Genomic DNA, 26,826 nt, shown 5'->3' with positions numbered 1-26,826 from the left:
TCCCGAAGGGACGGATGAGGGGTTTTGCGACCCATCTAGGTCACCTCCGGAGAGGTCACCAAGAATTGTTAGGTTCCATCAACCCCTCATCCGGCGCTGCGCGCCACCTTCTCCCACAAGGGGAGAAGGTTTATTGGCGCCTCAGGACGCGGCGCGATTGTAGATGTCCTCGATGCGGATGATGTCGTCCTCGCCGAGATAGGAACCGGTCTGCACTTCGATCAGTTCGAGCTCGATCTTGCCGGGATTCTCAAGCCGATGGGTCGAGCCGATCGGGATATAGATCGACTCGTTCTCATGCAGCGTCTTGATCTGGCCGTTGATGCTGACATTGGCGACGCCGCGCACCACGATCCAGTGCTCGGAACGGTGATGGTGCTTCTGCAGCGAGAGCTGGCCGCCGGGCTTGACCACGATGCGCTTAACCTGGTGGCGCGCACCGAGATCGAGCGACTTGTAGTGCCCCCACGGACGGTAGGACTGCAGATGGTCCTGGGTCAGGCCGTTATGGCTCTGCTTGAGCTTCTCGACCAGCGCCTTGATGCCGGCGGCATCGTCGCGGCGGGCCACCAGCACGGCATCGCCGGTGGTGATGACGGCAAGGTCGTCCAGCCCGACGACGCAGACGAGCTGGCGCTCCGAAGACACCAGATTGTTGCGGGCATTGACGAACAGCGCTTCGCCCAGCTTGGCGTTGCCGGCCTCGTCCTGCGGCGAGAGCTCGCGCACCGCCCCCCAGGAGCCGACATCCGACCAGTCGAAGCTCGCCGGCACCACGGCGGCGGCCTGGGTCTTCTCCATCACGGCATAGTCGACCGAGCGCTTGCCGCAACGGGCAAAGGCCTCGGCATCGAGGCGCAGGAAGCCGAGGTCGAGCTTGGCCTTGGCGACCGCCTCGTTCACCGCCTCGATGGTATCGGGCTCGCAGCGGGCATATTCAGAGAGGAAGAAACCGGCCTCGAACAGGAAATTGCCGGAGTTCCACAGATAGCCTTCGCGCACATAGCGCGTGGCGGTCTCGGCATCGGGCTTTTCGACGAAGCGGCGCACCTTCATGACGCCGTCGACCAGGGGCTCGCCGGCCTCGATATAGCCATAGCCGGTGGCGGGCTGGTTGGGCACCACGCCGAAAGTGACGATGCTCTTCTTGGCAGCACCACGACGCGCCGCCACGCAGGCGGCGCGGAAGCCTTCGATATCGCGCACGCGGTGGTCGGCGGCCAGCGTCAGAACCGGGGTCTTGGCGCCGTCGCGCGCAGCGATGAAAGCCGCGCCAGCAGCAATGGCCGGGCCGGAATCGCGCGCCTCGGGCTCGAGCACGATATCGGCCTCGACGCCGATGGACAGCAACTGGTCGGCCACCAGGAAGCGGTGGTCCTGGTTGGTGACGATGACGGGCCGGCCGAACAGCTCGGCGCCGCTTACACGCCGCATCGTTTCCTGGAAGGTCGAGAGATCACCGAATAAAGGCAGGAACTGCTTGGGTCGGCTGGCCCGCGAGGCCGGCCACAACCGCGTTCCGGAGCCGCCGCAAACGATCAGGGGAACGATCTGGGTAGACATCATCCGCTCATATTTGAATTGGAGGAGCCATCAACCGATTAGCTCTATGCCACGATTATATCGACAGAGTCAGATGAATTTCAGGCCTGCTTTGGTTTATTACGCTCATCCTAGGGGGCTTTTGGTCATCGCCACACTAATGCTTCCGGATAGTGCGAGGTCTCCTGCGGCTGATGCAGGAGCCGTCGTCACTCGGCGGCGGCTAGGCCATCCCTGTCGAGCGCAGGGCCATTGGGATCGCCGGGCGCAGTCTCCCAGCCAAGATCGGGAATCACGGCGATGCGCGCGCCACGCATGTCGACGCGAGTCATCACGAAGTCCGCATTCTGCAGATGGCGGATCTGGCTGCGGGCACGGCCCGCCGAATGGCTGCCGCAGCGCCTGGCGATCTCGGCGTCCGGAGGGCATGGCAGCCCCGTCATCGCCGCCGCTGCGAGAATCAGGAACACGGCCTGGAGGTCAGCCGGCACAAGGCGGGCGTGATCGAGCGCACGCTGCCATTGCTCCTGGTCGATACCGTCGGGATCGAGACCGGCGCGGGCTGCGCTGAGCAGGAATTTGAACTCGGCCATGGCGGGCGGCGAGCCGCCAAGCCGCTCAATGCGGCAGCGCACGATGAAATCCTGATAGAGCACGGCATCGGTGCGGAAACTCGCATCCGGCTCCTGCATGATCGCAAAGGCGATGCGGGCATGGGCCTGCTGCAGCTCGGCCGGCAGCATGGCAGGCAAGGCTTCCTCGCCGGCGGCTTCCGCAGGCCGCTCACGCACGAGTTGTTCGAGGATCTCGGTGGTCGACATCGGCGGCGGTGTCACCACGCGGCGCTCGGGGCGCGGACGCGGCGGCGCCATCGGCACGGGCGCCAGGATGAGATCGCGCGCCGCCTCACCCCCTTCCGGCAGCGGCGTCAGCTTGGGCGTCGCCACCTTGGGGCGCGTCTCCACCGGGCCGACCTTGATGGGAAGCGGACGGCGTGACAAGGCCGGGCCGAGCGCCACGAACTGGCCGCGCTGCAGTTCCCGGAAAGTCTCGGCCTGGCGCCGATCGAGGCCGAGCAGGTCGGCGGCGCGCGCCATGTCGATGTCGAGAAAGGTGCGCCCCATCAGGAAGTTGGACGCCTCGGCGGCGACGTTCTTGGCCAGCTTGGCCAGGCGCTGGGTGGCGATGATGCCGGCCAGGCCGCGCTTGCGGCCGCGGCACATCAGGTTGGTCATGGCGCCGAGCGAGACCTTGCGCGCCTCCTCCCCGACATCGCCGGAAGCGGCGGGCGCAAAAAGCTGGGCCTCGTCGACGACCACCAGCATCGGGAACCAATGGTCGCGCTCGGCGTCGAACAAGGCATTGAGGAAGGCGGCCGCGGCCTTCATCTGCATCTCGGCGTCGAGGCTCTCCAAGACCAGCACGGCCGAGACCCGGTGCTGGCGCACGCGCTGGGCGATGTGCTCGAGTTCGGCCAGGCTGCGTTCGCCGTCGATGACGACATGGCCGTAGCGATCCGACAGGCTGGCGAACTCGCCCTCGGGGTCGATGATGACCTGCTGGACATGCGGAGCGCTCTGCTCGAGCAGCCGGCGCAGGAGATGCGATTTGCCGGAACCCGAATTGCCCTGCACGAGCAGGCGCGTGGCCAGCAATTCCTCGATGTCGAGCATTGCAGGCGCACTGCCGGCGGCAGACGCGACGCCCATCTCGATTTCGATCTTCATCTCAAGCAGTGATTCCGGTTTCGTCCTAGAGCAAAGCGCGTTTACACGTAACCGCCGCTTTACTCTAACTCATTGTTTTGACGCGTCTTTGCGATTCTTAGTGATTCCGTCAAATCGCAAAACGCCATAGCCATAGCGCCCCTGAGGGGCTGCTCACAACCCCCGGCCGCCTTCGTCCGCCGGTTTCCACATCTCCCTTATTCGCCGATGCGATATTCGGCGAGCTTGCGCTTCATCGCCTGGAAGCGCCGGACATGGGCCTCGTCGCGGCGTAGTGCCACCGCGGTCGACAGCACGTCGATCACCACCAGGGCGGCGATGCGCGAGGTGGTGGGGGTGTAGATGTTGGTGTTGTCGAGCGTCTCCACCAGCAAGGCCACGTCGCAATGGCTGGCGAGCGAGGTCTCGAACCCGGTCAGGCCGATGACCTTGGCCCCGTTCTCGCGCGCAGTGCGGGCTACCTCGATGATCGAGCGCGAACGCCCGGTGTGGGAGATCACCACCGCCACATCGCCCGGCTTCATCATCGAGGCGACCATGATCTGCTGGTGGGTATCGTGCTGGGCTCCGCAGGGCACACCGAACAGCGGGAATTTCTGCTGGGCGTCGCGCGCCACCACGCCCGAAGCGCCCAGGCCGAAGAATTCGATGGCCGTCGCCTTCTCCAGGATGTCGATCGCCCGGGCCAAAGCCGCCTTGTCGAGATGATGGCGCGCCCAATCCAGGCTGGTGATGGTGTAGTCGAAGATCTTCTCGACCACGGTTTCCGGCGTATCGGTGCCGAGCAGCACCGAATGGGTGGCCGGCGTGCCCAACGCCAGGCTCTGGGCCAGGCGCAGCTTGAAATCCTGGAAGCCGTTGCAGCCGATGGCGGCACAGAAACGGATGACCGTGGGCTCGCTCACCCCGGCGGCGAGCGCCGTCTCCGCCACCGTGGCGTTGAGGATGCGCTGGGGATCGGCCAGGATGAGGTCGGCGACCTTGCGGTCGGACTTGCGCAGTTCGCCCAAGGTCAGCCGGATCACCTCCAGCACGTTCTGGATCGTGGTCCGGGGTCCGGGCTGCGATGCGGTCTGATCCGGCAAGGTCATGAACGGCTTCCCTTTCTGGCTCCCTCTTCGGATCGGAGGGCTCAGTCCGTCGTCTCGGACGGACCTGTCAGCCTATACTCGATTCCAATCCCGGCCCGAAGCAGCCGGGTCGGCCCGGTCATCGCGGCAGCCTTGGCATCGATCCGCTCGGGCACAAGCGTATTGAAGGCAAACATGCCGTAGTGATGGGCGAGCATGGCATCGATGCCGCAGGACGAGGCCAGTTCGACCGCCTCATCCAGGGTGAGGTTACCGGCGATGCCGGCAGCGGCGAGCTCCGGTGAGCGGCCGTTCACCGGCAGCAGCGCCAGGTCGGGCGCCAGGGCCCTCACCTCATCCACCTGCCCGGCGAAGGAGATCGTATCGCCGGAATGGAAGACACACACACCGTTCAGCGCGAGGCCATAGCCCAGAAACAGGTGATGCCCGTGCTCGTCTCGCTGCAGCGCTTCATGGGCAGCCCGCACGGCGCGCACCTCGATGTCCTGGTCGAGCATGAGGGTTTCGCCGGCATCCATGCCGATGAAGCGCTCCGCATCGAGCCCGGTTCTCTCCTGCGCCAGTTTCAGCGAGGCCTTGGGCACCACCAGGCGCAGCCGCGGAAAGCGCCGGGCGAGCGGGTTCAATGTCGCCGCATCGAGGTGGTCGGTGTGGTGGTGGGTGCAGAGGATGAAATCGAGCGGTGGCATGTCCTCGATCTCGATCGGTGCCGGCATCATGCGTTCATGCGAAGGACCGCGATCGCGATATTTCTGCGCCAGCGAATCCGAGAGATAGGGGTCGATCAGCAGGCGGCGCCGGCCGCTGTCGAGAAGGAAACCGGCCTGCCCGAGCCAGTAGAGCGAGAGGCCGGCCTGCGGACGGTTCGCGAGCTGTCCGGCCAGCGGGCCGGCAAAGGGCAGGACTTCCAGCATTCCCTCACGCCCTCCCCTGCAGCGCATCCATCAGATTGGCGATGGCGACCTCGGTGGCCCTGTCGACGCTCTCCTGGGTGAAGCCGCCGATATGGCTGGTGGCGATCACTCCGGCGTGGCCGGCGAGAGCGAGGCTCGCCGGCGGCTCCTCTTCGAAAACATCGGTGGCGTAACAGCCGAGACGCCCGTCTTCGAGGGCCTCCAGCAGAGCCGCTTCATCGACCAGCGACGACCGCGCCGTGTTGATCACCACCGCGCCACGCCGCATGGCCGCGAATTCGGTCGCGCCCAGCAGGGGACGACCATCGGCCGGCGCCGGACAATGAAGCGTGACGACATCGGCTTCCGCCAGCATGCCTGAAATCTCCACCCAGCGCAGGCTGCTTGCCTCGACATTGACGGCAGGACGTTGCGGATCATAGGCGAGAATCTCGGCCCCGAGCGCGGCAGCCAGGCGCGCGACCTCGGCGCCAATGGCGCCACAGCCGACCACGCCGACCTTGCGGCCCCGGATCTCGGCACCGATCCGGCGCGGCCAGCTCCCCTGCTTGATGCCGGCATCACAAAGGGGAATCTGGCGGAGCGCCGCGAAGATCAGGCCGATGGCAAGCTCCGCCACACCCGCCGCATTGGCGCCTGCGGCGATGCGCACGGCGATCTTGCGCGCGAGCAGCGTATCGACCGGCAGATTGTCGGTCCCGGTGCCGTTGCGGCTGATCGCCCGCAGCGAGCTCGCCGCGGCGATGACACGCGGCGAGATCTTCTCCACCCCCGCCAGCCAGCCGGTCACGCCCGGCACGAGTGCGAGCAGGTCCGCCTCATCCGGCAATTTGCCGGGCGCCGGCATGACGATCTCGTGGCCCTCGGCCCGGAGGCGTTCGACCAGGGGATGGGTCGCCGATGTCAGCGAGCGCGGCGTGACCAGGATACGTTCCACGGCATCACCCCTTGGAAGCGGCGATGGCGATCTCGCCCAGCCGTTCGAAGGAGGGGCCGGAGGTCGGGATCTCGATGTCGAAGACCTCGGCGATCACCTGAGTCCAGCCATGCAGGAAATAGGTCCAGCCATCCTCGATCTGGAGATGACGTGCCGCCTGCTGGCGCCGGGCCTGGTCGAGGAAGACGAGGTCGCCGCGATAGTTGAGGTCCCACACGATCGCCCGTTCCGGAAAGACTACCGCATCGGTGAGCGGCGAACCGGGCGCATCCTTGCCGAGCCCGGTGGCATTGATCACCACAGAACCTGGCTTCAGGGCAGCGGTGACCGCGTCATTGTCCGTCGGGTGGGGTGCGAGCACGTAATCGACCGGCACCGGCATGCCGATCTCTTCGTGAATGCGCCGGATCTCGTCGAGGCGGGGCTGGCTGCGATTGGAGACCACGATGCGCGACGGCCGGTCGGCGCCGCGTGCCTCGCGCACCATGTGCCAGGTCAGGGCAATGGTGGAACCGCCTGCCCCCATCGAAAAGAGCTCGGCGCCGGTCCGTTCGAAATGGCCCCTGGGAATGAAATTGTCGAGGGCGAGCCCGGAGGAGATCGGGTCCTTGGCGTGGCAGATCAAGCGTCCGTCCCGCTTGGACAGGCAGCTGGTCTCCTCCATGCGCAGGGCGAAATCGTCGACCTCGTCGAACAGGTCCCGGCAGGCCTTGTAGAGGTCGATCTTGTGGGTGGTGACCAGTGCCCCCAACGAGAGGGGATCGGCCTTGATGAAGGCGACCGCCTCGCGATAGGCGGCCGGATCGGCATGGAGAGGAAAGTCGATGCCCTTGATCACCGCATCCTTCAGGCCCAGATGTTCGGCCCAGGCTGGGAAGACCCGCATGATCGAGCTTTTGGTGGTGGTCACACCGATGAAATAGAGAGTCGGCCGGGTCGCCGGCTGATAGTTGCTCATGCCGCGCCCGCCCGGATCGCCTTGACACGCTCGACGGCGGCCTTTGCCTTGGCGGTGATCTCGGCGAACTTGCCGCCGCTGATGTCTTCGGGCTTGGCGATCCAGGTGCCGCCGACAGCCGCGACGAAGCGATGCTTGAGCCAGTCGCCCATCGTCTCCAGCGTGACGCCACCGGTCGGGATGAAGCGAACGCCCAGGTGATTGAAGGGCGCGGCGATGCCTTCCAGGGCCTTCGGCCCACCGGCGACACCGGCCGGGAAGAACTTGCACAGGCGCAGGCCGGCGCGCGTGGCCGCGGTAAGGTCCGTCGGCGTCATGATGCCCGGCGCGAAGGGCAGTCCGATCGCCTTGGCGGCAGCGACGATCTCCGCATCGAAACCGGGGGAGAGGGCGAAGCTCGCGCCATTGTCCTTGCAGGCCTGCACCGATTCCAGATCCAGTACCGTTCCAGCACCGGCCAGGAACTCCGGCCTCTGGTCGTGCAGGATGGCCAGGACTTCGGCGGCCGCCTTGGTGCGGAAGGTGATCTCGGCGATCGGCAGGCCGCCGGCCGTCAAGGCATCGGCCAACGCGACTGCGTCCGCGGGATTGTCGATCGCGATGACCGGCACCACGCCGATCGCCTCGATCCGCTCAATGGGGTTGATGGCCATGTCTGCGCTCTCCTCAGGGCTTGCCGATGATATCGGCCTGGGCGTCAATTTTGTAGCAATGCTACATATTCCATGTCGCCCCGGCAAGATAGTTCGGTGATTTTATTGCGATGCAACATGAATATGTCGGAATTTTCAGTTGACCGCCTGGAAAACGTGTAGCATCACTCCCAAAAATGCAGAGGCAATGGCTGCACGCCCATTCTTCAAAGAGCGAGCCGAGGACACACCCATGACGCAGGATCTCATCCTGGCCATCGATGTCGGAACCGGCAGCGCCCGGGCAGCCCTGGTCGAGGCCGGCAAAGGCGCCATTCTGGAGATTGCCGCCAGCGAATATGACCAGATCGTACCTGCTTTCGGCTGGGCCGAACAGCGCCCGAGCGACTGGTGGTCCGGCACCGTGGCGGCCATCCGCACCGTGCTCGCCCGGCAGGAGAATGCCGCCGCCCGGATCCAGGCCGTCGCCGCCTGCGGCCAGATGCACGGCACCGTGCTGGTCGATGGTCACGGCAATCCCACCCGCGATACCGCCCCCCTGTGGAACGATAAGCGCACGGCGGGCCTGGTGGCGGCCTTCGAGCGCGACAACCCGCCTGGCTCCTACCTTTCCGAGAGCGGCAACCCGCCGACGCCCGCCTGGCCCGGCTTCAAGCTCGCCTGGCTGCGTGACAACGACCCCGAGGCCTATCGAGCCGCCAGCACGGTGCTGATGCCGAAGGACTACATCAACCTGCGGCTGACCGGCGAGATCGCCATGGACGAGGGCGATGCCTCCTGCAGCTTCCTGATGAATCCGGCGAGCGGAACCTGGTCTACCGCGATGATCGATCGTCTCGGCCTCGATGCCGCCAAACTGCCGCCGATCCGCTCGCCGCTCGACATTCTCGGCCATGTCACCGCAGGCGCCGCCCTGGAGACCGGCCTTGCCCAGGGCACGCCCGTCCTGGTGGGCGGAGCCGACTATCCGGTGGCGGTGCTCGGATCGGGCGTCGTCCACCCCGGGACGGCCTCGGATGTGATGGGCACCTCCTCCATCATCACCCTGGTGACGAACGAACCGCTGCTCGATCCCGAGATCTGCAACGTGCGCACCGTCGAGGGGCACTGGGGCCCGTTCACCCTGCTGGAAACCGGGGGCGACGCCATGCGCTGGGCCCGCCGCGCCTTCCATGAGAAGGCGCTCTCCTATGGCGACATCGTCGCCAAGGCCGCCGAGGCCCCGGCCGGCGCCGAAGGCCTGTTCTTCCTGCCCTTCCTGGCCGGCGAGCGGCTCGGCGCCCATCGCAATGCCCGCGCCCAGTTCTTCGGCATCGGCGCCAAGCATGGCCTCGCCCATCTCCATCGCGCCACGCTGGAAGGGGTGGCCTTCGCGGTCAACCGCCATATCCGGGTGATGGAAGCCTCCACCGGCCAGAAGCTCGAGCGTGTGGTCGCCTCCGGCGGCGGCGCCAAGACCGAGCTCTGGCTCAAGATCAAGGCCAGCGCCTACAACGTGCCCATCCTGGTGCCCGAGGAGACCGAATGCGGCCTCGTCGGCTGCGCCGCGATGGCGGCAACGGCCCTGGGGCGTTTCGGCAAGGTCGAGGATGCCGTCCGCCATTTCGTGCGCTATGGCGCCGAGATCCTGCCCGACTCGGCCTGGGCCGAGACCTATGCCCGCATGCAGCCGGTGTTCGACCGGCTCTACCGCCATTCCCAGGCGCTCTACGACGATCTCGACCGGCTGCAGCAAGGCTGAACCGCCGTCTGGTCCTCTCTCATCCAATCGAAGGAAATCTCCATGCAGGACGTCCTATCCGCCTTTCGCCCCGGCCTGTTCGAAGGCAAGACCGTCGTGGTCTCCGGCGGTTCCAGCGGCATCGGCCTCGCCATCGCCCAGGGTTTTGCCGATCTCGGCGCCGATGTCATCGCGACGGGCTCCACCGAAGCGCGGCTGGCCGCAGCCAAAGCCGCCAATGGTGGCCGGTCCATCCGTTTCGAGCAGCTCGACGTTCGCGACAAGGCAGCGGTCGAGCGCTTCTTTGCGGCCTTGCCGGCCCTCGACGTGCTCGTCAACGCCCAGGGAATCGCCCGGCCCGATGCCGAATGGACCGAGGAAACCTATCTCGAAGTCGTCGACGTCAACATGAACAGCGCCATGCGCCTTGCCATGGCGGCCCACCCCCTGCTGGTGAAATCGCAAGGGTCCATCATCAACTTCGCCTCGATGCTGAGCTATCTCGCCGATGACAGCGTGCCGGCCTATTGCGCCAGCAAAACCGGCATCATGGGGCTCACCCGGGCCCTTGCCCACAAATTCGGGCCCGAGGGAATCCGCGTCAACGCGATCGCGCCCGGCTATCATCGCACCGACATGACCAAGCCTCTGTGGTCGGATCCGGTACCGGCCGGCAAGATCGCCAACAAGGCGGCGCTCAAGCGCTGGGGCAGCGTCGATGATCTCGTCGGCACTGCCCTGTTCTTCGCTTCGCCTGCCTCGATCTTCGTGACCGCCACCACGCTGCCCGTCGATGGCGGCTATGTCGTCAGCGGCTTCTGACCCGAAAAACTCCGGTAGAAGGCCTGAAGCAACACCGCCCGGCAAGCCGGGCGGTGTTTTCGTCACGTCTCATTCACAAGGCGGTGCGCCCTGGCCGCCACAGCGGCGCTGACGTCCGCCGCCACCCGCGGCCGGACCACCCTCTTGCGCCGGCGGCCGCAGGCGTTGCATCGGCCGGGACGCCCCACCCTCGAGCTCTGGCTGCGCGCGCAGCTGCCGATTCTGACGCGGTGCATTCACGGCCGGTTCCATGTCCGGCGCGGGGGCCTGGTTCAAACGCTTCTGGCGCGGCGGGGGTGCCCCACCCTCGTCAGATCCACCACCCGGCTGGCCCTGCAGGACGCGCGGCCGGCGACCGGACGGCTGGGCCGGCTCGTCCGGCTGAGCAAAACCGGCATCGGGCTGGCGCGGGCGACGACGGCCCGGCTGGGGCTGCGGCTGCCCGCTGCCGTCCGGAAGAGCTCGCCCGGCTGGTGGCAAGGGTTCGCCAAGGCCTTGCCCGTCCTGGGCCGGGCGACGCTTGCGGCCTGCCGGCTGCGACGGTGCTCCGGCATCAGGCAAGGCCTGTTCCTCAGGGGTAGCGCCAGGCCGCGGAGCCTGGATACCACCATCCTGGGGCTGACGGCCCTTTGGCCGTTTGCGGCCGGGAAGCGGCTGCGCCTCGTCGGCTCCCGGCAATGGCTTGCCGAGCTGCTGGCCGTTCTCGGCCGGAGGCTGAGTGGTGCCGTCCGGCTGCGGCTGCCCCGGCCTCAGGCGACCTTGGCCCTTCTGCCCCGGAAGGGGTTTTTGAGGCTGGGTCTGATCCGGCTGCCCCTCAGGCTGTGCTCCGGGCAGTGGCTGGCCGAGCTGACCCGGCTTGGCGGCTTTGCCACCAGGCTGCTTGCGTCCGGGAAGCGGGGTGTCACCCAATGGCGGCTTGCCGTTATCGAGCGGCAGAGCCTCGCCATTCATGCCCGGCAAGGCCTTGCCCGGCTGGCCTTGACCGGGCTTCAGGCCGGGTTGGCGCTGTCCCGGCTTGGCTTCATCAGGCTGGGCCGCCTGGCCCGGCAGGAGTTGTCCGGGCTGGGCTCGTCCCGGCTTGGTTTCATCCGGCTGGGCGGCCTGGCCTGGCTGGACCCGTCCCGGCAGCAGCCGACCGGGCTGACCCGGCTGAGCCTGCCCCGGTTTCAGCGTACCGGGCTGCACGGCCTGTCCTGGTTGACCTTCCTGCCCCGGCAGCAATCGGCCGGGCTGGCCTTCCTGACCGGGAAGAGCCTGGCCAGGAACAGCCTGTCCTGGCAGAAGGCGCCCCGGCTTTTGTGGTGCGCCGGGAGCCGGAGCCAGACCGGGCTCACCCGGCTGCGGCGCCACAGCCGGCTGCGTCATACCGGGTTGGCCACCGCGCCCGCCGCGATTGCGCAGGAAGGGCGGCAGGGCGACGCGAGCGGCTGCAGCCGCCGCACCAACGGCAATCGCCGCACCGGCCGCCTTCTCTCCGGTCGTCAGGCCGCCCTCGCCTTCCTGGCGCGGCATGCGCTCGGGCGGGGCTTCCAGCGTCTCGTTGATGACGGTGGCGTTGTGGATGTTGTTGAAGATGAAGTTCTGCGGCGGCGGCTCGACGTAACGCGGCGGCCGCACCCATTCGGGCATCGCCACATAGCGCGGCGACGGCAGCACATACTCATCGACCGGCGGCGGCGGCGGCGGAAGCTCCACGAATTCCCGCGGCGGCGGCGGCAGGAAGATCACCGGCGGCGGCGGGGGCGGCGGCAGGTCGAATTCGGGATCGGAGAAGACGATTACCGGACGTTCGACATAGACGACCTCAACTTCCGGTGGCGGCGGCACGTCATACTCGATCACGTCGAAACGCGCCGGCGGCTCGATCTCGGCCGACAGATATCTCAGGCGGCGGCGGGCGTCCCAGGCATGGGGACCGCGCGGATAGCGCTTGAGATAGGACCAGTAGGCATTGGGCGTATCGCGCTTCCAGGTCTCATGCCAGGTGATGGCCTCGCGCCGGGCGGCCACGATGGCGCGCACGCGCTTGGCCATGGGATCGCGCGGAAAGGCAGTCAGGAAGTCCTGATAGCCCTGCATGGTGTCCCGATCCACGGCGGCGACATAGGCATCACGCGCGTCGAAATCGGCGATGCGCTTGGATTGCATCGCCTTGTCTTCCTCCAGGGAAACCTGCGGAGCGGGCGCATCGGCGGCACGGTCGAAGAAGGCGAAGGGCTCGCCGAGCTTCGATGCGCTCCAGGGCAGCACCGCGCCATTGGTCCTCTCGCTCACCCGCAACCGGGTACGGTCGAACACATCGGCGATCGGCAGCCCGCCCGTCCGCATCATTTCGGCGAGAGCCTGGGCATAGGCGCCATAAGGCCCCTGCTCGGCCGGCCCCACCGTACCGGGTGCGGCGTTGAAGGCGATCAGGGAGTTGGGCTCGGCATCGACGAGTGCCAGGCCGCCGGCGAGGGGCTGGTCGCCGCGGGCGAACTGGTTGGCGCGCGCGCCGTCGATCACCACGATGCTGGCCTTCAACTGCAAGGCGCCGAGCGGCCGAATGAAATCGGAGAGCCGTATCGCCTCTGCCGGCACGGCGGCTGGCGTCTGAATGGCGGCGTCGACGGGCACGAAGTAATTCTGCCCTTCCGATTGCAGGCCATAACCGGCCAGATAGACGAAAGCCACCGTGTCGGGTCCCGATGCGGAGGCCTTGTCGAGGAATTCACGGAACGCCTTGCGCAGCGAATCCTGATCCAGGTCGCGAGCGCCGGTGACGTCGAAACCGGCAGCCTGCAGGGTCTGGGCGATAAGGCCCGCATCATTGGCGCTGGTCGCCAATGATCCGGCCTTGTAGTCGGCATTGCCGATGACGAGGGCAATGCGCTTTTCGCCCTGGCTCTGTGCCCGGGCTGGTTGCAGCGGCAAACTCGCCGCGATGAGGATGAACAAAAGCGCAAACGCGCTGCGAAAGGTCGCGGACATTGATCTGGCCCTCTTGGTTTCCACCCGGGGTGGGCCGAGCTCGAACGGCTCATGGCCTGTGAGTACAACCTAAGCGATAGCTTGGCCGACTTGTATGGCGTGTGAACCAAAAGGGGCTGTTTTGGGGCGTTGTAGCGGCAATAGAGAGGCTGGCCGCCGAAAGCGGACCGTGACGGTCATCCCGAGCCTCATCGAAAACGACTCCTGGCTCCGTCCGACGATACACGCCAAACCCTTGATTTGGTGTCGAAAATCGTTGGGTTTTGAAGCCCCGGATGCGAGACCGGTCTTAATTCTGGTCCTGGCAGAGGATGACCGGCGACGCCAGGGCGGCGACATAGCCGGCCCCCTGATAGACCTGGGCGTTGTTGGCGCCCGGCGGCAGCAGGAAGGAACCGCTCACCACCTGCGGGACGTTACCGACCTGCAGGAGGCTCCAGCTGAAATTGCACAGCTGCGCCGGCTTGGTCGGTGCCAGGTGGGAGCAATTGAGCAGTGCAGCCCCCAGCATGGCTGCGCCGCCGCAACTGACGAAGCGCGGCGCGGCGACCGCAGGTTGCGTGCCAAGCGCCAGCCCGAACCAGGCCGCACACAGCAAGCCGGCCCCCGTCAGGACCGAACCCCGATCAAATCTCGCGTGATCAGCAGCCATTTTTGCGGTCCGCACCATCTGGGCGATTGCATTTGAGGCATCCTTGTTATAATCATGGATAAAGATAAGCAAGCTTATAATTAGAACGGCATGTTCTAGATATGCTCAACCAGCCCACCCTCGGCTTCATCCTGCATGACGTCGCCCGCCTGATGCGGAAGCGCTTCGAGCAGCGCGCCGGTGATATCGGCTTGACGCGTTCGCAATGGCAGGCGCTCGCCTTCCTCTCGCGCAGCGAGGGGATCCATCAGAGCGGGCTGGCCGAACTGCTCGAAATCGAACCGATCACCCTGGTGCGCATTCTCGACAAGCTCGAAGCGCGCGGGCTGATCGAACGGCGCCAGCATGCGAGCGACCGTCGGGTCTGGCTGCTCTTCCTGACGCCGGCCGCCCATCCCATTCTCGCCGAGATGCGCGTTCTCGGCGACCGGACGCGGGCGGAGGCCTTGGCATCCATCCCGGACGAAGACCGCGTGAAACTACTCGACACCCTGACGCAGATGAAGGCCAACCTTCTCGAAGCCTGCCGCCAGCCGGTCGACGACAAGGAGGCAAAACATGGCTGATGGCAGCAACCAGGCCCAGAAACTCGAAAACCCCATCGAGATCGAGCGGCTTTCCGACGACAAGGCCGGTCAGGACGCGGTCACGCCGCAGCCGGCCAGGATGCGCAAGCGCTCGCTGACCCGCCCCCTGCTCTTTGCCCTGCTCCCCGTCGCCCTCGTTGCCGGCGGCTATTTCTATGTCACCGGCGGGCAGGTGATGGAGACGGACAACGCCTATGTGCAGGCGGCGATGGTCGGCATATCCACCGATGTCGCCGGCACGGTGGTGGAAATCGACGTCGTCGAGAACCAGGCCGTCAAGAAGGGAGACGTGCTCTATCGCATCCGTCCCGGCAGCTACCGCACGGCCCTTGAAGGGGCGGAAGCGCAGCTCGGCACCGTGCGCAACCAGGTTCTGACCCTACAGGCGAGTTACGCCCAGGCCGAGGCCCAGATCGAGCAGGCCAAGGCGGACATTCCCTATTACGAGGCCCAGTTCAAGCGCCAGCAGGACCTGCAATCCTCCAGCGCCGCCTCCAAGCAGAGCTTCGACCAGGCCAAGCATGATCTCGATGCGGCGCGCCAGAAGGTCATCGTGGCCCAGGCCAATGCCCAGGCCATGCTGGCCCAGCTCGGCGGCGACGCCTCCCTGCCGGTGGAAAGGAACCCCTTCTATCTCCAGGCCCAATCGGCCGTCGACAATGCCAAGCGCGACCTCGGCGACACCGTGGTGCGGGCGCCCTTCGACGGCATCGTCACCAATGTCGATTCCCTGCAGCGCGGCGCCTATCTCAACGCTTCCCAGCGCGCCTTCAACCTGGTCTCCACTACCAATATCTGGGTGGACGCGACCCCGAAGGAAACCGAGCTCACCTATGTCAAACCCGGCCAGCCGGTTGAGATTTCGGTCGACACCTATCCGGGCGTGACCTGGACCGGCAAGGTCGAGACCATCAGCCCGGCCTCCGCCTCGAGCTTCTCCCTGCTCCCGGCGCAGAACAGCTCGGGCAATTGGGTGAAGGTGGTCCAGCGCATTCCCATGCGCATCAGCATCGATCCCGCACCCGACAAGCCGAACCTACGGGTCGGCATGAGCGCGGTGGTCGGTGTCGATACCGGCCATGCCCGCGGCCTGCCCAGCTTCGTGACGAGCTGGTTCGGACAAGACAAGCCCCAAGGCAACCACCAGGCCGGCTGACGATGACGCCGTCGCGCTCCCGTGCGCCGGCCCGCTTTTTGAGCACCTGATTATTTCATCACCTATAGTCCCAGATCGTTGCGAACGAGGCCTGCCATGAGCGCATCCGCCACCGCGAGCGCCGGCCAAATCTCCAGCCCCGCCCTGCCCGCCCCCAAGGTCGCCAATCGCGGCGCCATCACCGCCTGCGTCATCCTGGCGGTGATCATGCAGGCGCTGGACACCACCATCGCCAATATCGCGCTGCCCCATATCCAGGGCAGCGTCGCCGCCAGCCAGGACCAGATCAACTGGGTGCTGACCTCCTATATCGTGGCGGCGGCGATCATGACCCCGCCTTCGGGCTTCCTGGCCGCGCGTTTCGGCCGCAAGCGCCTGCTGCTGGTCTCCATCATCGGCTTCGTGGTCGCCTCCATGCTGTGCGGCATGGCACAATCCCTGGTGCAGATCGTCGGCTTTCGCCTGATGCAGGGCGTGTTCGGTGCCGCCTTGGTGCCGCTGGCCCAGGCGATCATGCTCGACATCTACACGCCCGAGGAACGCGGCGGGGCCATGGCCGTATTCGGGGTCGCCGTGATGGTGGGGCCGGTGCTCGGTCCCGTCATCGGCGGCTGGCTCACCGACCACATTTCCTGGCGCTGGATCTTCTACATCAACCTGCCGATCGGCCTCGTCGCCATGCTCGGCGTGATGGCCTTCGTCACCGAGACCCGCAGCAGCACGGCCGTGAAGCTCGACTGGCTTGGTTTCGGCATGCTCTCCATCGCCATCGGCGCGCTGCAGGTCTTCCTCGACCGGGGCGAGCAGCTCGACTGGTTCTCCTCCGGCGAGATCCAGCTCGAGGCCCTGATCTGCGCCGCCGCCTTCTACATTTTCCTGGTCCATACCTTCACGGGCAAGGATACCTTCGTGAAGCCGCGCCTGTTCGTGGACCGCAACTTCGCCGTCGGCGTGGTGCTGATATCAGCAGTCGGCCTGACCTATTACGCTGCTATGGCGCTGATGACGCCCTATCTGCAATCGCTGATGGGCTATCCGGTGGTGACCGCCGGCCTGGTGATGGGGCCGCGCGGCATCGGCACCATGGTCTGCATGTTCATCGTCGGCCGCATGGTCGGAAAGCTCGACACCCGCCTGCTCCTGCTGATCGGCTTCGGCCTGACGGCCTGGTCGCTCTACGACATGACCGGCTGGACCCCCGACATCTCGCAATGGCAGATCATCGTCACCGGCTTCGTGCAGGGGGCGGGCCTCGGCTTCCTGTTCGTGCCGCTGACCACGGTGACCTTCCAGACCCTCGATGCCAGCCTGCGCGGCGACGGCACCGGCCTCTACAACCTGTCGCGCAACATCGGCTCCAGCGTCGGCATCTCCATGACCTCGGCCCTGCTGATCGAGAGCACCCAGGCCAACCACGCCGATCTCGTCACCCACATCACGCCCTACAACCAGGCCCTGCAGGACATGACCCGGGCCAAGCTCATCGACCCGCTGAGCGCAGCGGGCCAGACCATGCTCGACGGCATGGTCGGCCAGCAGGCGACCATCATCGCCTATATCAATGATTTCAAGCTGATGATGCTGCTGACACTCGCTGCGATGCCGCTGGTCTTCTTCCTGCGAAAGGCCGCCAAGCCCCCGGAAATGGACCACAGCATGGCGATGGAGTGAGGGTCTGGCGGTTCGTTTGAGGGTGAAAGCACCGATTTGAGCCTCCCGGACTTTATGCCATGTTGTTCGAAAGCGGTGTCTGCCGCGCTCGAACAACATGCGATGGCCGTCCCATGGAACCAGGGCTCCCTTTGTCCCGCTTTGCGCAGTGGAATCGCGGCCTTGCCGAGGCGTTCGCCGCAACGTCCCCGGCGCAACTGGCGGAACGCTTTGCACCGAGCGCCCGCAACCTCCTGGCAGCGGACAGCTGCCATGTCGGCCTCTATCTGCGGGAAGGCGCCTGCGTCACCATCGACGGCGGGCGGCCCGATCGCTGGAACCGCCAATATGACGGGGGCCTCTTTCGCCAGGATCCCTTCTTCCAGAAATTCGCCGCCACGCGGCAGGATTTCCTGCTGCCCCTGTCCAGCTTCGACACCTTCCATTTCGAGAAGACGCCCTATTATCGGGACTTCTACCAGCCGTCGCAGACCATCGACGAAATCACCGGCGTGTTCAATCTTTCACCCGGCACCGCCGGCTACGTGACCTTCTTCCGCCATCGGGGAAGCCCCGGCTTCATCCATGCCGACCTCGTCCTCGCCGAAGGGGCCGGCGACGCCATCCGGCTGGTGCTGGAACGGCTGTGGCGACTGTGGCAGACGGGCCGCCAGGCTGGCCGTATCGGCGGCAAGACCGGGCTGAGCGCCCGGGAACGGCAGATCCTGGACCTCATGCTGGAGGGTGGCTGCGCCAAATCCATCGCCCGCAGGCTCGCCATATCGCCCGGCACCGTGCGCAACCACATCAAGAGCATCTATGCCAAGCTGGGCGTGCACTCCCAGGTCGAATTGCTCGCCGGCGGACGCGACGGGCGCTCGCTCTGAGGCGTCTTCTCACGGCAGGCTCACTGCCCCGTCAGGATCCGCGTCCAGGCCCTGGTCTGGCGGCGGAGGACCGCCACGTCGGAATTGGTCACCACGAACAGCCGTGCCTTCACGTCGTCCGGCGGATAGATGCCGGGGTCCTTGGCAATCGCCTCGGTGAGCAAAGGCCGCGCCGCCGGCACCGCATTGGCATAGGATATGAAATTGGAATTGGCCGCCGCGATGTCCGGCCGCAGATTGAAGTCGATCCAGCGCATGGCATTGTCGGGATGCGGCGCGTCCTTGGGCACGGCCATGGTGTCGAAATTCACCAGCGTGCCCTCCCGCGGGATGGCGTAGGCCACCTCGACCGGCTTGGCTGCCGCCGCTCCACGCGTCTTGGCCTGGAGGATGTCGCCCGACCAGCCCAGCGCCAGGCAGATGTCGCCATTGGCCAGATCGTTGATGTAGCGCGAGGAATGGAAATAGCGAATGGAGGGCCGCACCTTCTTCAGCAGGGCTTCGGCCTTGGCGAGATCGCCTGGGGCGGTCGAATGCGGATCGAGCTTGAGATAGGCCAGCGCCATGGGGATCACCTCGGTCGGCGCATCGATCATCGCAACGCCGCAATCGGCGAAGCGTTGGACGATCACCGGATCGAAGATCATGGCGAAGGAATCGACGGGCGCATCCGGCATGCGGCGCTTGATGGCCTCGACATTGTAACCGATGCCATCGGTCACGCCCATGTAAGGCATGGCGTGCTGGTTGCCGGGGTCTGCCTGCGCAATCAGGGTCAACACCTGAGGGTCGACCTTGGCGGCATTGGGCATGGCATCGCGCCGCAAGGGCTGCAGGGTCTCGGCCTTGACCTGGTTCCTGAGGAAGGGAAAGGCGGAAGGATACACCACGTCGTAGCCGGAGCGGCCCGCCAGCAGCTTGGTCTCCAGCATCTCGTTACCGTCGTAATTGTCGTAGACGACCTTGATTCCGGTCTCCTTCTGGAATTTCTCCACCGTGTCGGGCGCGATGTAGTCCGTCCAATTGTAGACATTGACGATCTTCTCGTCCTCGGCCCGGACTGGAGCCAGGCCGATAAGGGCGAGACATATGACAAGGACGACCGAACGAAGCAGGGAGCGCATGCGAACCTCCTTTGCAGCCGATGGAGCGTTTCCGGTCCGCTCAGACCAGGAAGGTCCCATCTCGTTGAGATCACGAGGAGAATTATCCAAGCAGACCGAAGCCCGCTCTAGGCGCGACGGCCGGCATAGACGGGCAGCGTGATGCAGGCGACATTGCCGCCGCCGAGCAGGATCTCGCGGGAATTCTCGATGCCGACGATGGCATGGCCGGGGAAAAGACCGGCCAGGACGGCTTTGGCGGGACGATCCAGGGCGCAGCCGAATTCGGGCACCACCACCACGCTGTTGCCGGGATAGTAGTTGATGTAGCTCGCCGCGATGCGGTTGCCCACCGGCCGCGCCCAGGTCAATTCGACCTGGTCCACCCCCTCGCTTTCCTCGGCCGTGGTCTCGATCGGCAGGGGATGGGGCAGCTTGTGCACCTTCAGCGCCCTGCCTTGGGCATCGCGCGCCGAGCGCAGCACGTCCTCGGCCTCGCGCACGATCTCATATTGCGGATCGTCCTTCTCGTCGGTCCAGCTCAACACCACCTCGCCCGGGCGCACGAAGCAGCAGATGTCGTCGACATGGCCGTCGGTCTCGTCGAAGGCGAAGCCCCGAGGCAACCAGACGATGGTGTCGATGCCGAGATAGTCGGCGAGTTGCTGCTCAACCGCTGCAAGGCCGAGATGGCCATTGCGGTTGGCATTGAGCAGGCATTGCGCGGTGGTGATCAGCGTGCCCTGCCCGTCGCATTGCAGGCCGCCACCCTCGGCGATCAGGGTGGAGCGATAGCGGTGCATCCCCTCCATTTCGAGAATCTTGTGGGCAAGCTGGTCATCGAGGTCCCAGGGAAAATACAGCCCGCCATTCAGCCCGCCATAGGCGTTGAAGGTCCAGTCGACACCGCGCACCTCGCCGTGGTCGTTGACGACGAAATTGGGGCCGCTGTCGCGCAACCAGGAATCATTGCTCGACATTTCGACGAGCCGCACCGTGTCGGGCAGGCAGGCCCGGGCATGACGCCACTGCCGCGCCGAGACGATTACCGTGACCGGCTCGCTTGCGGCGATCGCGGTGGCGACGCGGGCGAACAGCTTCTGCGCGGGCTTGGCCCCCAGCCGCCAGGTGTCGGGCCGTTCGGGCCAGATCAACCAGCAACCGGCTTTCGGCTCGAACTCGCCGGGCGCGCGGAAACCATCCTGCCGCGGCGTGGTGGTGAGCGTCTTCGACAAGGCCTTCCCCTCTGATCCGGTACCGCCTCAGCGGCTTGCCGGCCATCGTAGGAGCCTTGTCGGCGCCGACGCCATGTCCCATTTGGGATAGAGTGTTTCGCAGGGAAGTCGCCGAAATCGTGCTTATGCCGGGCGGCTTACCCCGCCTTTCGCCGCGCCTCCACCGCCGTGATGAAACCGGCATAGCTCCAGGCCAGATGCTTGGCCGAGGTGTGTTCGCCGGTCGCCTGGTCGAACTGCTCGGACATTTCGCCGTCATCGGGCGTGAAGGCACGGATGGTCTCGAGATAGGCGTCGCCCCGCGCCTTGAGGCGATCGGCAGCGGCAGGGTCCGCCGCACGCAGGGCCGCCGCGCGCAGATAGCAGAATTCGGCCGCCGCCTGCGTCGAGAAGTAATAGGCCCCGCCGGAGTAATATTCGTCGCCCCGGTAGCGACCAAGCGCGATGCCGCGTCCCTCGGGCCGGCCCCGGTTGATCGCATAGTCCTCTTCGAAGATCGCATCGAGGCGATCCAGCGTCGCTTCCATCCTGATATCGTGCAGCGAATGGGTGGGCAGGGCGCCGGCGGCATGGATCGCGGCGAGGATGACGGCGATGTCGAGATCCTTCGGCGTTGGCTTGCCGTCCTCGGTCAGGCGGGAGCGGTAGAACTCCTCCTCCGGCTGCCAGAAATGATGGAGGCGGCCCTGGATCTCCGCGGCATCCGCCCGGGCGCGCTGGGCGGTCGCGGCATCGCCCTGCGCCGCCAACCAGGAGGCCCCTTCCTCCAGCGCCGCCGCCTCGATGCGCAGCGTATAGTAGTGATGCGCCTTTTCCTCCTCCCAGATGTCGTAGCTCGGCTCGCGCCAATGGGCGAGGACGAAACGGATGTCCTGGTCCAGCAGGGTCGCGACGGCATCGTCGTGCCTGACACCGAAGGATCGGCCGGAGGCCCAGCGCAGCACGGTCAGCACACGGGCCGCGATGCCGTCATATTGCGGCCGGTTCCAGCGCGAGATGTCGAGGGATCCATCCGGGTTGACCCGCGTTTCTCCACGCACCACCGCGCTGGCCAGATCCGCATCCTCGCGCACGAATTGCCGATAGTCCTCGGCGACCTTGACGCGCCAACCCGGCTCCGCGACCAGATCGGCGCCCCTGAGAGCGTTGAGCGACAGGCTGAAATCGACGAAATCGCAGAAATGCGCCGCTGCCATATCGCCGTCCAGCCAGCGGGGATCGATCTGCCGGAGGGCATCGATCACCACGGCCGAGTCGCGGTACCAGTGAAAGAAATAGTCGGGGTCCGGATCGTAGGAGGCCGGTACGGGCGATGCCACCACCGAACCTCTTTTCGGCGTGATGGTCTGGCCGAAACCCGGCCGCTCCTTCACCGTGGCCGTGGCGGAGATCGCAAGCTGCATGTTCCTGACGGCAATGGGATATTGCTGTTCGATCCAGCGATCCAGATCCGTGATCACGCTCATCTGCCCTCTCCGATTCCCAGAGCAAAACACGTTAGCGGGAAACGTCGTTCTTGCTCTAACTCTTTGTTCCCGGCCAATTCAACGGATTGGCCACAGCGCCCTTGCGGTTCCTGGCGATTCCGCCAAACCGCACGATGTTCCGGCGATGCTAACCAAGGCGGGGGTTGAACAGAAGCCGCGAGGCGTTAAGCAAGGAAGAGAGGCTGATTTGCACATCGGCCCCGCCGATCCGGCGATCGGCGAAAGCCTGCCGAACGAGGAGTTATGATGAGCCGCATCGAGACCCTGTTGTCCAAGATGACGCTGCGAGAAAAACTCGGCCAGCTCAATATGGTTGCCTCGGGCTATGCGGTGACCGGCCCCCTGCTCGGCGGGGACTCGCCCGACGCCATCCGCTCCGGCGATATCGGCAATCTGCTCAACATGGTCGGCGTCGATCACGTCAACGAGGTCCAGCGCATCGCCGTGGAGGAATCACGCCTCGGCATTCCGCTGCTGCTCGGCTTCGACGTCATCCACGGCCACAAGACGGCCTTCCCGGTGCCGCTGGCGGAAGCCGCCATGTTCGATCGGGCTGCCTGGGCCCGCACGGCGCGCATCGCGGCCGTGGAAGCCTGGAACGACGGCCTTGCCTTGACCTTCGCGCCGATGATCGATGTCTCCAGGGACCTGCGCTGGGGCCGCATCGTCGAAAGCGCGGGCGAGGATTCCTGGCTCAACGCCGAAATGGCGATTGCCAAGGTCAAGGGGTTCCAGGGCTCGGATCTGTCGGCCATTGGCTCGATCGCCGCCACCGCCAAGCATTTCTGTGCCTATGGCGCGCCGGTCGCCGGGCGTGAATACGCCTCGGTGGATATTTCGGATCGGGCTCTGCACGAGATCTATCTGCCGCCCTTCGAGGCTGCCGTCAAAGCCGGGGTGGCCGCGATCATGCCCGCCTTCAACAGCCTGGCCGGCATGCCGATGACGGCGCATGAGCCGCTGCTCAAGGGCTGGCTGCGCGACAAGCTCGGCTTCGACGGCGTCATCATCAGCGACTACAATGCGGTGGCCGAGCTGCTGAACCATGGTGTCGCGGGCGACCTCGCCGAGGCGGCAGCCCTCTCCCTGCGGGCAGGCGTCGACATCGACATGGTGTCCAACGCCTATCGCAAACATCTGCCGGAGGCGCTGTCGCGCGGCCTCGTCACCATGGCGGAGATCGACGCCTGCGTCAGGCGCGTCCTCGCCCTCAAGGAGCGGCTCGGCCTGTTCGACCAGCCCTATCGGCGCGGTACGGCGCCCCTGGCCGCCATGGCCGGCAACATCGACCATCATGAGGTCGCGCGCGACGCGGCGCGCAAATCCTGCGTCCTGCTCACCAACTACAACGAGGCCCTGCCGCTCACGCGTACCGAGCGAATCGCCCTGATCGGTCCGCTCGCCGACGCCCAGGCCGACATGCGCGGTCCCTGGGGCGGCGCCTCGGTGGCCGAGGACAGCGTCACGCTGCGTACCAGCCTCGGCAAGGTCGCTACCGTCGTGGCACAGGCCGAGGGCGTGAAGATCAACTCGGACGACACCTCCGGCATCGCCACCGCGGTGGAAGCGGCGCGCATTGCCGACACCGTGGTGCTCTGCCTGGGCGAGACGGCACCGATGAGCGGGGAAGCCGCCAGCCGCGCGCATCCCGAGCTGCCGGGCAAGCAGCGCGAGCTCGCCGAGGCGATCCTGGCGCTCGGCAAGAAGGTGGTCGTCGTGCTCTTCGCCGGCCGGCCGCTGACCTTGCCTTGGCTGTTCCACAAGGCATCGGCCGTGCTGATGGCCTGGTGGCCCGGCGAACAGGCCGGCCCCGCCATCGGCGATCTCCTGATGGGGCAGGAATCGCCCTCCGGCCGCCTGCCGGTGAGCTGGCCCGATGCAGTCGGGCAGGCCCCCCTCTACTACGAGCAATATCCGACGGGCCGCCCCTTCAACCCGAACGACCACTACACCTCTAAATATATCGACGCCCCCAATGCGCCGGCCTTCCCTTTCGGCCATGGCCTCACCTATGGCGCCTTCAGCCTGTCGGGCCTGAAGGTGAGCAAGGCCGTGTTCGGCCCCGACGACACCATCGAGGTCAGCGCCACTGTAACCAACACCGGCAAGCGCGCGGCCCAGGAAACCGTGTTCCTGTTCACGCATGATCTGGTGGCGAGCCTGTCCCGGCCCCTGCTGGAACTGAGGGGCTTTGCCAGGATCAGCCTCGATCCCGGCCAGAGCGGCACCGTCACCATCGCGCTGGCGGCGAGGGATCTCGCCTTCCCCGGCAGGGACCTGCAGCCGGTATTGGAAGCTGGCGACTTCGAGATCAAGCTGGGTTCGAGCGCCAGGCGCAGCCAGCTCCTCAACGCCAGGGTGACGCTCAAGCTGTGAGACGCCCCATCGCGGATCGCGCTTGCCGGACCGGGCGCGGACCGGGAACCGTTTCAGGAACGCAGGCGAATGTTCTGGCGCGTGAGTTGGGCGACGGACGTGCAGCCCATCAGCTTCATGCCTCGCTCGATCTCGATCCGCATCAGCTCCAGGGCGCGCTCGACGGCGGGCTGCCCGCCTGCGGCAAGCGGGAATAGGTAATACCGGCCCAACCCGACAGCCTTGGCCCCCAAAGAGAGCGCCTTGAGGACATGCGTCCCGCGCTGGACACCGCCATCCATCATGACGTCGATCCGGTCTCCCACCGCATCGACGATCTCCGCCAGCTGGTCGAAGGCGCTGCGCGAGCCGTCGAGCTGGCGGCCGCCATGATTGGAAAGCACGATCGCACTGCAGCCGATTTCCGCCGCACGCCGTGCATCCTCGGCCGACATGATCCCCTTCAGGCAGAACGGTCCGTCCCAAAGCCGCACCATCTCCGCCACCTCGTGCCACGACATGGAGGGGTCGAGCATCTCGGTGAAATAGCGGCTGATCGACAGCGCCCCGCCGTCGAGCTTGAGGTGTTCCTGCAACTGAGGCAGCTGGAAGCGTTCATGGGTGAGATAGTTGATCGCCCAGGCCGGCTTGATCGCGAACTGGGCCATGCCGGCGAGCGTGAGCCTGAAGGGAATGGCAAATCCCGTGCGCTTGTCGCGCTCCCGATTGCCGCCGGTGATACTGTCGACGGTCAGCATCATCGCCTGCACGCCGGCGCTCTTGGCGCGCGCCATCATATCGTGGTTCAGGCCCCGATCCCTGTGGAAATAGAACTGGTAGACTTGCGGACCGCCGCTGATCCGCCGCGCCTCCTCCAGGCTGACGGTGCCGAGCGAGGACACCCCGAACATCGTGCCGTATTTTCCCGCCGCCGCCGCGACGGCCCGCTCGCCCTGGTGGTGGAAGAGGCGCTGCAGCGCGGTCGGCGAACAATAGACCGGCATGGCCAGCTTCTGGCCCATCACCGTGACCGACATGTCGACTTCCGCCACTCCGCGAAGCACGTTCGGAACCAGGTCGCAGGCCTCGAAGGCAGCGGTATTGCGCCGATAGGTCACCTCGTCATCAGCACCGCCGTCGATATAGTCGAAGATCGGCCCCGGCAGTCGCTGCCTGGCCATGCGACGGAAATCGTGAAAATTGTAGCACTGCCCGAGGCGCATCTGGTTGCTCTACCGGTTCGATCCGGGCGTACTCTACGGCATGGTTCGCAATATTGCCCAGGCGCCGCGTCGCAACCGGATGCACGAAGCTGAGGACGACAGGTGCGCCATCCAGCCACGGACGTTCATCGATCCTAGCCCGGCATGGGAGGCAGGCTGAGGCACTGCTCGAAACTGAACGGGCGCACCGTCAAGGGTGCGATCGAGCCCGCCTTGGGATGTCTCGGATTCATCAGGATGAGCCTGGCTTCCGGCAGCACGGCGGAGGGCACGGCTGCGAGCAGGGAGCGGTTCGAGGACAGCCATGCATCCCCCCTCGCCCGCTTCTCGACCGGATCCGGCGTGAAGGGAATGTCCTCCGGTTCTTCCTCAGTCTCGGTCCAGCCCAGCAAATAGTCCTGATCGATTCCCTCCAGATCCCGCGGCAAGTAACGCAGGACGATAAGGACGGAGAGGGCCGCTTCCGAGGCGAAATTGACGACCGGCCGGCCCGGTGACGTCCAGCGGGCGCCATGGCGCTCCGCGCCGCTGCCGTCGAGAGCCAGGAAGGGGCGCCGCGCCAATCGCCATAACCGCATATCCGTCCCGCTTCCCTCATCGCCTGCAACAGGTCGGCGCCGAGAGATACTCCGGCAGCAGCCTTTTACAACGGGAAAAGCGAACGATCTTGCGCGGGTCCTGTCGGCCCCACGTGCAGACGAACGTCCTTGTGGCAACGGGCGGACAACCCGTTCCGCCAACACGGAGACGAAGCCATGCCGAACGAAACCGCCTCCATCTCCAGGGGTGCCTCTTGGACGGGCATCGTGCTCAGCACCCTGGTGGTGGTCTTCCTCCTCTTCGACGGTGCCATCAAGCTGGTGCCCCTGCAGGTGGTGATCGACACCATGCAGGGCCTGGGCTATCCGCCCGAGCATGCCCGCACCATTGGCGTGATCACCCTCGCCGCCACGGTGCTCTACGCCATTCCGCGCAGCTCGATCCTGGGAGCGGTGCTGCTCACCGGCCTGCTGGGCGGCGCCGTCGCCACCAATCTCAGGGCGGGCACGCCGGTCTTCAGCCACCTTCTCTTCGGTGTCTATCTCGGCGTGCTGATGTGGGGCGGCCTCTATCTGCGCGATGCCAGGGTCCGGGCCATCCTGCCCCTGCTGCGCTGA

Annotated in this window: 22 protein-coding genes; 8 read left to right on the top strand and 14 right to left on the bottom strand. The window is 66.0% G+C overall.

Translation table 11 applies throughout. The annotated features are described in order from the left end of the window. Window positions 1-141: 141 nt before the first annotated feature. From ABXS05_RS19115 to ABXS05_RS19085, 7 genes are all read right to left on the bottom strand, one after another. Entirely contained in the window at window positions 142-1,563 is a 1,422-nt protein-coding gene (locus ABXS05_RS19115; protein WP_311944768.1) for a mannose-1-phosphate guanylyltransferase/mannose-6-phosphate isomerase, read from the bottom strand. Window positions 1,564-1,751: 188 nt separating this feature from the next. Beyond that, window positions 1,752-3,269: a helicase HerA domain-containing protein gene (locus ABXS05_RS19110; protein WP_367625040.1), complete on the bottom strand. Its 1,518-nt coding sequence runs from the start codon at window positions 3,267-3,269 to the stop codon at window positions 1,752-1,754. Window positions 3,270-3,466: 197 nt separating this feature from the next. After that, window positions 3,467-4,360 carry an SIS domain-containing protein gene (locus ABXS05_RS19105; RefSeq protein ID WP_367625039.1) on the bottom strand — a complete coding sequence of 298 codons (894 nt, stop codon included), beginning with the start codon at window positions 4,358-4,360 and terminating at the stop codon, window positions 3,467-3,469. Window positions 4,361-4,401: 41 nt separating this feature from the next. After that, complete coding sequence (locus ABXS05_RS19100) at window positions 4,402-5,274, bottom strand: MBL fold metallo-hydrolase (RefSeq protein WP_367625038.1); 873 nt, start codon at window positions 5,272-5,274, stop codon at window positions 4,402-4,404. A gap of 4 nt (window positions 5,275-5,278) precedes the next feature. Beyond that, complete coding sequence (locus ABXS05_RS19095; RefSeq protein WP_311944773.1) at window positions 5,279-6,211, bottom strand: NAD(P)-dependent oxidoreductase; 933 nt, start codon at window positions 6,209-6,211, stop codon at window positions 5,279-5,281. Window positions 6,212-6,215: 4 nt separating this feature from the next. Beyond that, the gene (locus tag ABXS05_RS19090; protein ID WP_311944774.1) at window positions 6,216-7,169 is read right to left on the bottom strand and encodes a shikimate dehydrogenase family protein; all 954 of its coding nucleotides are present in this window, start codon (window positions 7,167-7,169) and stop codon (window positions 6,216-6,218) included. After that, the gene (locus ABXS05_RS19085) at window positions 7,166-7,822 is read right to left on the bottom strand and encodes a bifunctional 4-hydroxy-2-oxoglutarate aldolase/2-dehydro-3-deoxy-phosphogluconate aldolase (RefSeq protein WP_311944775.1); all 657 of its coding nucleotides are present in this window, start codon (window positions 7,820-7,822) and stop codon (window positions 7,166-7,168) included. Before ABXS05_RS19085 ends, ABXS05_RS19090 begins: the two co-directional genes overlap by 4 nt. Window positions 7,823-8,054: 232 nt before the next feature. On the opposite strand from ABXS05_RS19085, the gene ABXS05_RS19080 reads away from it, so the two are divergent. Further along, window positions 8,055-9,563 carry a xylulokinase gene (locus ABXS05_RS19080; protein WP_367625037.1) on the top strand — a complete coding sequence of 503 codons (1,509 nt, stop codon included), beginning with the start codon at window positions 8,055-8,057 and terminating at the stop codon, window positions 9,561-9,563. A 42-nt stretch (window positions 9,564-9,605) separates the two neighbouring features. Further along, window positions 9,606-10,364, top strand: a complete 759-nt coding sequence (locus ABXS05_RS19075; protein WP_311944777.1) for an SDR family NAD(P)-dependent oxidoreductase — start codon at window positions 9,606-9,608, stop codon at window positions 10,362-10,364. A 69-nt stretch (window positions 10,365-10,433) separates the two neighbouring features. On the opposite strand, the gene ABXS05_RS19070 is transcribed toward ABXS05_RS19075, so the two are convergent. Beyond that, entirely contained in the window at window positions 10,434-13,334 is a 2,901-nt protein-coding gene (locus ABXS05_RS19070; RefSeq protein WP_367625036.1) for a caspase family protein, read from the bottom strand. A 289-nt stretch (window positions 13,335-13,623) separates the two neighbouring features. Continuing rightward, window positions 13,624-13,986 (bottom strand): hypothetical protein, encoded by a 363-nt coding sequence (locus tag ABXS05_RS19065; protein WP_367625035.1) that lies wholly within the window; start codon window positions 13,984-13,986, stop codon window positions 13,624-13,626. A 101-nt stretch (window positions 13,987-14,087) separates the two neighbouring features. Here ABXS05_RS19065 and ABXS05_RS19060 point away from each other — a divergent pair, with 101 nt between their 5' ends. The 4 genes from ABXS05_RS19060 (at window position 14,088) to ABXS05_RS19045 (ending at window position 18,266) form a co-directional block, all read left to right on the top strand. Next, window positions 14,088-14,552: a MarR family winged helix-turn-helix transcriptional regulator gene (locus ABXS05_RS19060; RefSeq protein ID WP_311944780.1), complete on the top strand. Its 465-nt coding sequence runs from the start codon at window positions 14,088-14,090 to the stop codon at window positions 14,550-14,552. Further along, the gene (locus tag ABXS05_RS19055; protein ID WP_367625034.1) at window positions 14,545-15,729 is read left to right on the top strand and encodes an HlyD family secretion protein; all 1,185 of its coding nucleotides are present in this window, start codon (window positions 14,545-14,547) and stop codon (window positions 15,727-15,729) included. Before ABXS05_RS19060 ends, ABXS05_RS19055 begins: the two co-directional genes overlap by 8 nt. Window positions 15,730-15,825: 96 nt before the next feature. Continuing rightward, window positions 15,826-17,400, top strand: a complete 1,575-nt coding sequence (locus ABXS05_RS19050; RefSeq protein ID WP_311944782.1) for a DHA2 family efflux MFS transporter permease subunit — start codon at window positions 15,826-15,828, stop codon at window positions 17,398-17,400. 113 nt (window positions 17,401-17,513) lie between these two features. After that, window positions 17,514-18,266: a helix-turn-helix transcriptional regulator gene (locus tag ABXS05_RS19045; protein ID WP_311944783.1), complete on the top strand. Its 753-nt coding sequence runs from the start codon at window positions 17,514-17,516 to the stop codon at window positions 18,264-18,266. Window positions 18,267-18,286: 20 nt separating this feature from the next. Here the strand turns inward: ABXS05_RS19045 and ABXS05_RS19040 are convergent, their stop codons facing one another. The 3 genes from ABXS05_RS19040 to ABXS05_RS19030 all read right to left on the bottom strand — a co-directional run bounded on the left by ABXS05_RS19040 (window position 18,287) and on the right by ABXS05_RS19030 (window position 22,070). Continuing rightward, window positions 18,287-19,390, bottom strand: coding sequence for a polyamine ABC transporter substrate-binding protein (locus ABXS05_RS19040; RefSeq protein ID WP_311944784.1), 1,104 nt, complete (start codon window positions 19,388-19,390; stop codon window positions 18,287-18,289). Window positions 19,391-19,497: 107 nt separating this feature from the next. Continuing rightward, the gene (aguA, locus tag ABXS05_RS19035) at window positions 19,498-20,604 is read right to left on the bottom strand and encodes an agmatine deiminase (protein ID WP_367625033.1); all 1,107 of its coding nucleotides are present in this window, start codon (window positions 20,602-20,604) and stop codon (window positions 19,498-19,500) included. Between the two features lie 137 nt (window positions 20,605-20,741). After that, entirely contained in the window at window positions 20,742-22,070 is a 1,329-nt protein-coding gene (locus ABXS05_RS19030; protein ID WP_367625032.1) for a glycoside hydrolase family 15 protein, read from the bottom strand. A gap of 267 nt (window positions 22,071-22,337) precedes the next feature. Here ABXS05_RS19030 and ABXS05_RS19025 point away from each other — a divergent pair, with 267 nt between their 5' ends. Next, a complete protein-coding gene (locus ABXS05_RS19025; protein WP_367625031.1) occupies window positions 22,338-24,467 on the top strand; it encodes a glycoside hydrolase family 3 N-terminal domain-containing protein in 2,130 nt (709 codons plus the stop codon). Window positions 24,468-24,520: 53 nt separating this feature from the next. Here the strand turns inward: ABXS05_RS19025 and ABXS05_RS19020 are convergent, their stop codons facing one another. Both ABXS05_RS19020 and ABXS05_RS19015 read right to left on the bottom strand, forming a co-directional pair. Next, window positions 24,521-25,669, bottom strand: a complete 1,149-nt coding sequence (locus tag ABXS05_RS19020) for an alpha-hydroxy acid oxidase (RefSeq protein ID WP_367625030.1) — start codon at window positions 25,667-25,669, stop codon at window positions 24,521-24,523. Window positions 25,670-25,803: 134 nt separating this feature from the next. Then, window positions 25,804-26,247, bottom strand: coding sequence for an RES family NAD+ phosphorylase (locus ABXS05_RS19015; protein ID WP_367625029.1), 444 nt, complete (start codon window positions 26,245-26,247; stop codon window positions 25,804-25,806). A 177-nt stretch (window positions 26,248-26,424) separates the two neighbouring features. On the opposite strand from ABXS05_RS19015, the gene ABXS05_RS19010 reads away from it, so the two are divergent. Then, complete coding sequence (locus tag ABXS05_RS19010; RefSeq protein ID WP_367625028.1) at window positions 26,425-26,826, top strand: DoxX family protein; 402 nt, start codon at window positions 26,425-26,427, stop codon at window positions 26,824-26,826.

The organism is Labrys neptuniae, assembly GCF_040797145.1.
Taxonomy (GTDB): Bacteria; Pseudomonadota; Alphaproteobacteria; order Rhizobiales; family Labraceae; genus Labrys; species Labrys neptuniae.
The sequence above is the reverse complement of the archived record's forward strand: the minus strand, read 5'-3'. Positions and strand labels throughout refer to the sequence as shown.

Excerpts from the sequence above, each read along its gene's own strand:
- ABXS05_RS19115 (WP_311944768.1), bottom strand. The coding sequence starts at position 1,563 with ATGTCTACCCAGATCGTTCCCCTGATCGTTTGCGGCGGCTCCGGAACG.
- ABXS05_RS19110 (WP_367625040.1), bottom strand. The coding sequence starts at position 3,269 with ATGAAGATCGAAATCGAGATGGGCGTCGCGTCTGCCGCCGGCAGTGCG.
- ABXS05_RS19105 (WP_367625039.1), bottom strand. The coding sequence starts at position 4,360 with ATGACCTTGCCGGATCAGACCGCATCGCAGCCCGGACCCCGGACCACG.
- ABXS05_RS19100 (WP_367625038.1), bottom strand. The coding sequence starts at position 5,274 with ATGCTGGAAGTCCTGCCCTTTGCCGGCCCGCTGGCCGGACAGCTCGCG.
- ABXS05_RS19090 (WP_311944774.1), bottom strand. The coding sequence starts at position 7,169 with ATGAGCAACTATCAGCCGGCGACCCGGCCGACTCTCTATTTCATCGGT.
- ABXS05_RS19085 (WP_311944775.1), bottom strand. The coding sequence starts at position 7,822 with ATGGCCATCAACCCCATTGAGCGGATCGAGGCGATCGGCGTGGTGCCG.
- ABXS05_RS19080 (WP_367625037.1), top strand. The coding sequence starts at position 8,055 with ATGACGCAGGATCTCATCCTGGCCATCGATGTCGGAACCGGCAGCGCC.
- ABXS05_RS19075 (WP_311944777.1), top strand. The coding sequence starts at position 9,606 with ATGCAGGACGTCCTATCCGCCTTTCGCCCCGGCCTGTTCGAAGGCAAG.
- ABXS05_RS19070 (WP_367625036.1), bottom strand. The coding sequence starts at position 13,334 with ATGTCCGCGACCTTTCGCAGCGCGTTTGCGCTTTTGTTCATCCTCATC.
- ABXS05_RS19065 (WP_367625035.1), bottom strand. The coding sequence starts at position 13,986 with ATGGCTGCTGATCACGCGAGATTTGATCGGGGTTCGGTCCTGACGGGG.
- ABXS05_RS19060 (WP_311944780.1), top strand. The coding sequence starts at position 14,088 with ATGCTCAACCAGCCCACCCTCGGCTTCATCCTGCATGACGTCGCCCGC.
- ABXS05_RS19055 (WP_367625034.1), top strand. The coding sequence starts at position 14,545 with ATGGCTGATGGCAGCAACCAGGCCCAGAAACTCGAAAACCCCATCGAG.
- ABXS05_RS19050 (WP_311944782.1), top strand. The coding sequence starts at position 15,826 with ATGAGCGCATCCGCCACCGCGAGCGCCGGCCAAATCTCCAGCCCCGCC.
- ABXS05_RS19045 (WP_311944783.1), top strand. The coding sequence starts at position 17,514 with ATGGAACCAGGGCTCCCTTTGTCCCGCTTTGCGCAGTGGAATCGCGGC.
- ABXS05_RS19040 (WP_311944784.1), bottom strand. The coding sequence starts at position 19,390 with ATGCGCTCCCTGCTTCGTTCGGTCGTCCTTGTCATATGTCTCGCCCTT.
- ABXS05_RS19030 (WP_367625032.1), bottom strand. The coding sequence starts at position 22,070 with ATGAGCGTGATCACGGATCTGGATCGCTGGATCGAACAGCAATATCCC.
- ABXS05_RS19025 (WP_367625031.1), top strand. The coding sequence starts at position 22,338 with ATGAGCCGCATCGAGACCCTGTTGTCCAAGATGACGCTGCGAGAAAAA.
- ABXS05_RS19020 (WP_367625030.1), bottom strand. The coding sequence starts at position 25,669 with ATGCGCCTCGGGCAGTGCTACAATTTTCACGATTTCCGTCGCATGGCC.
- ABXS05_RS19015 (WP_367625029.1), bottom strand. The coding sequence starts at position 26,247 with ATGCGGTTATGGCGATTGGCGCGGCGCCCCTTCCTGGCTCTCGACGGC.
- ABXS05_RS19010 (WP_367625028.1), top strand. The coding sequence starts at position 26,425 with ATGCCGAACGAAACCGCCTCCATCTCCAGGGGTGCCTCTTGGACGGGC.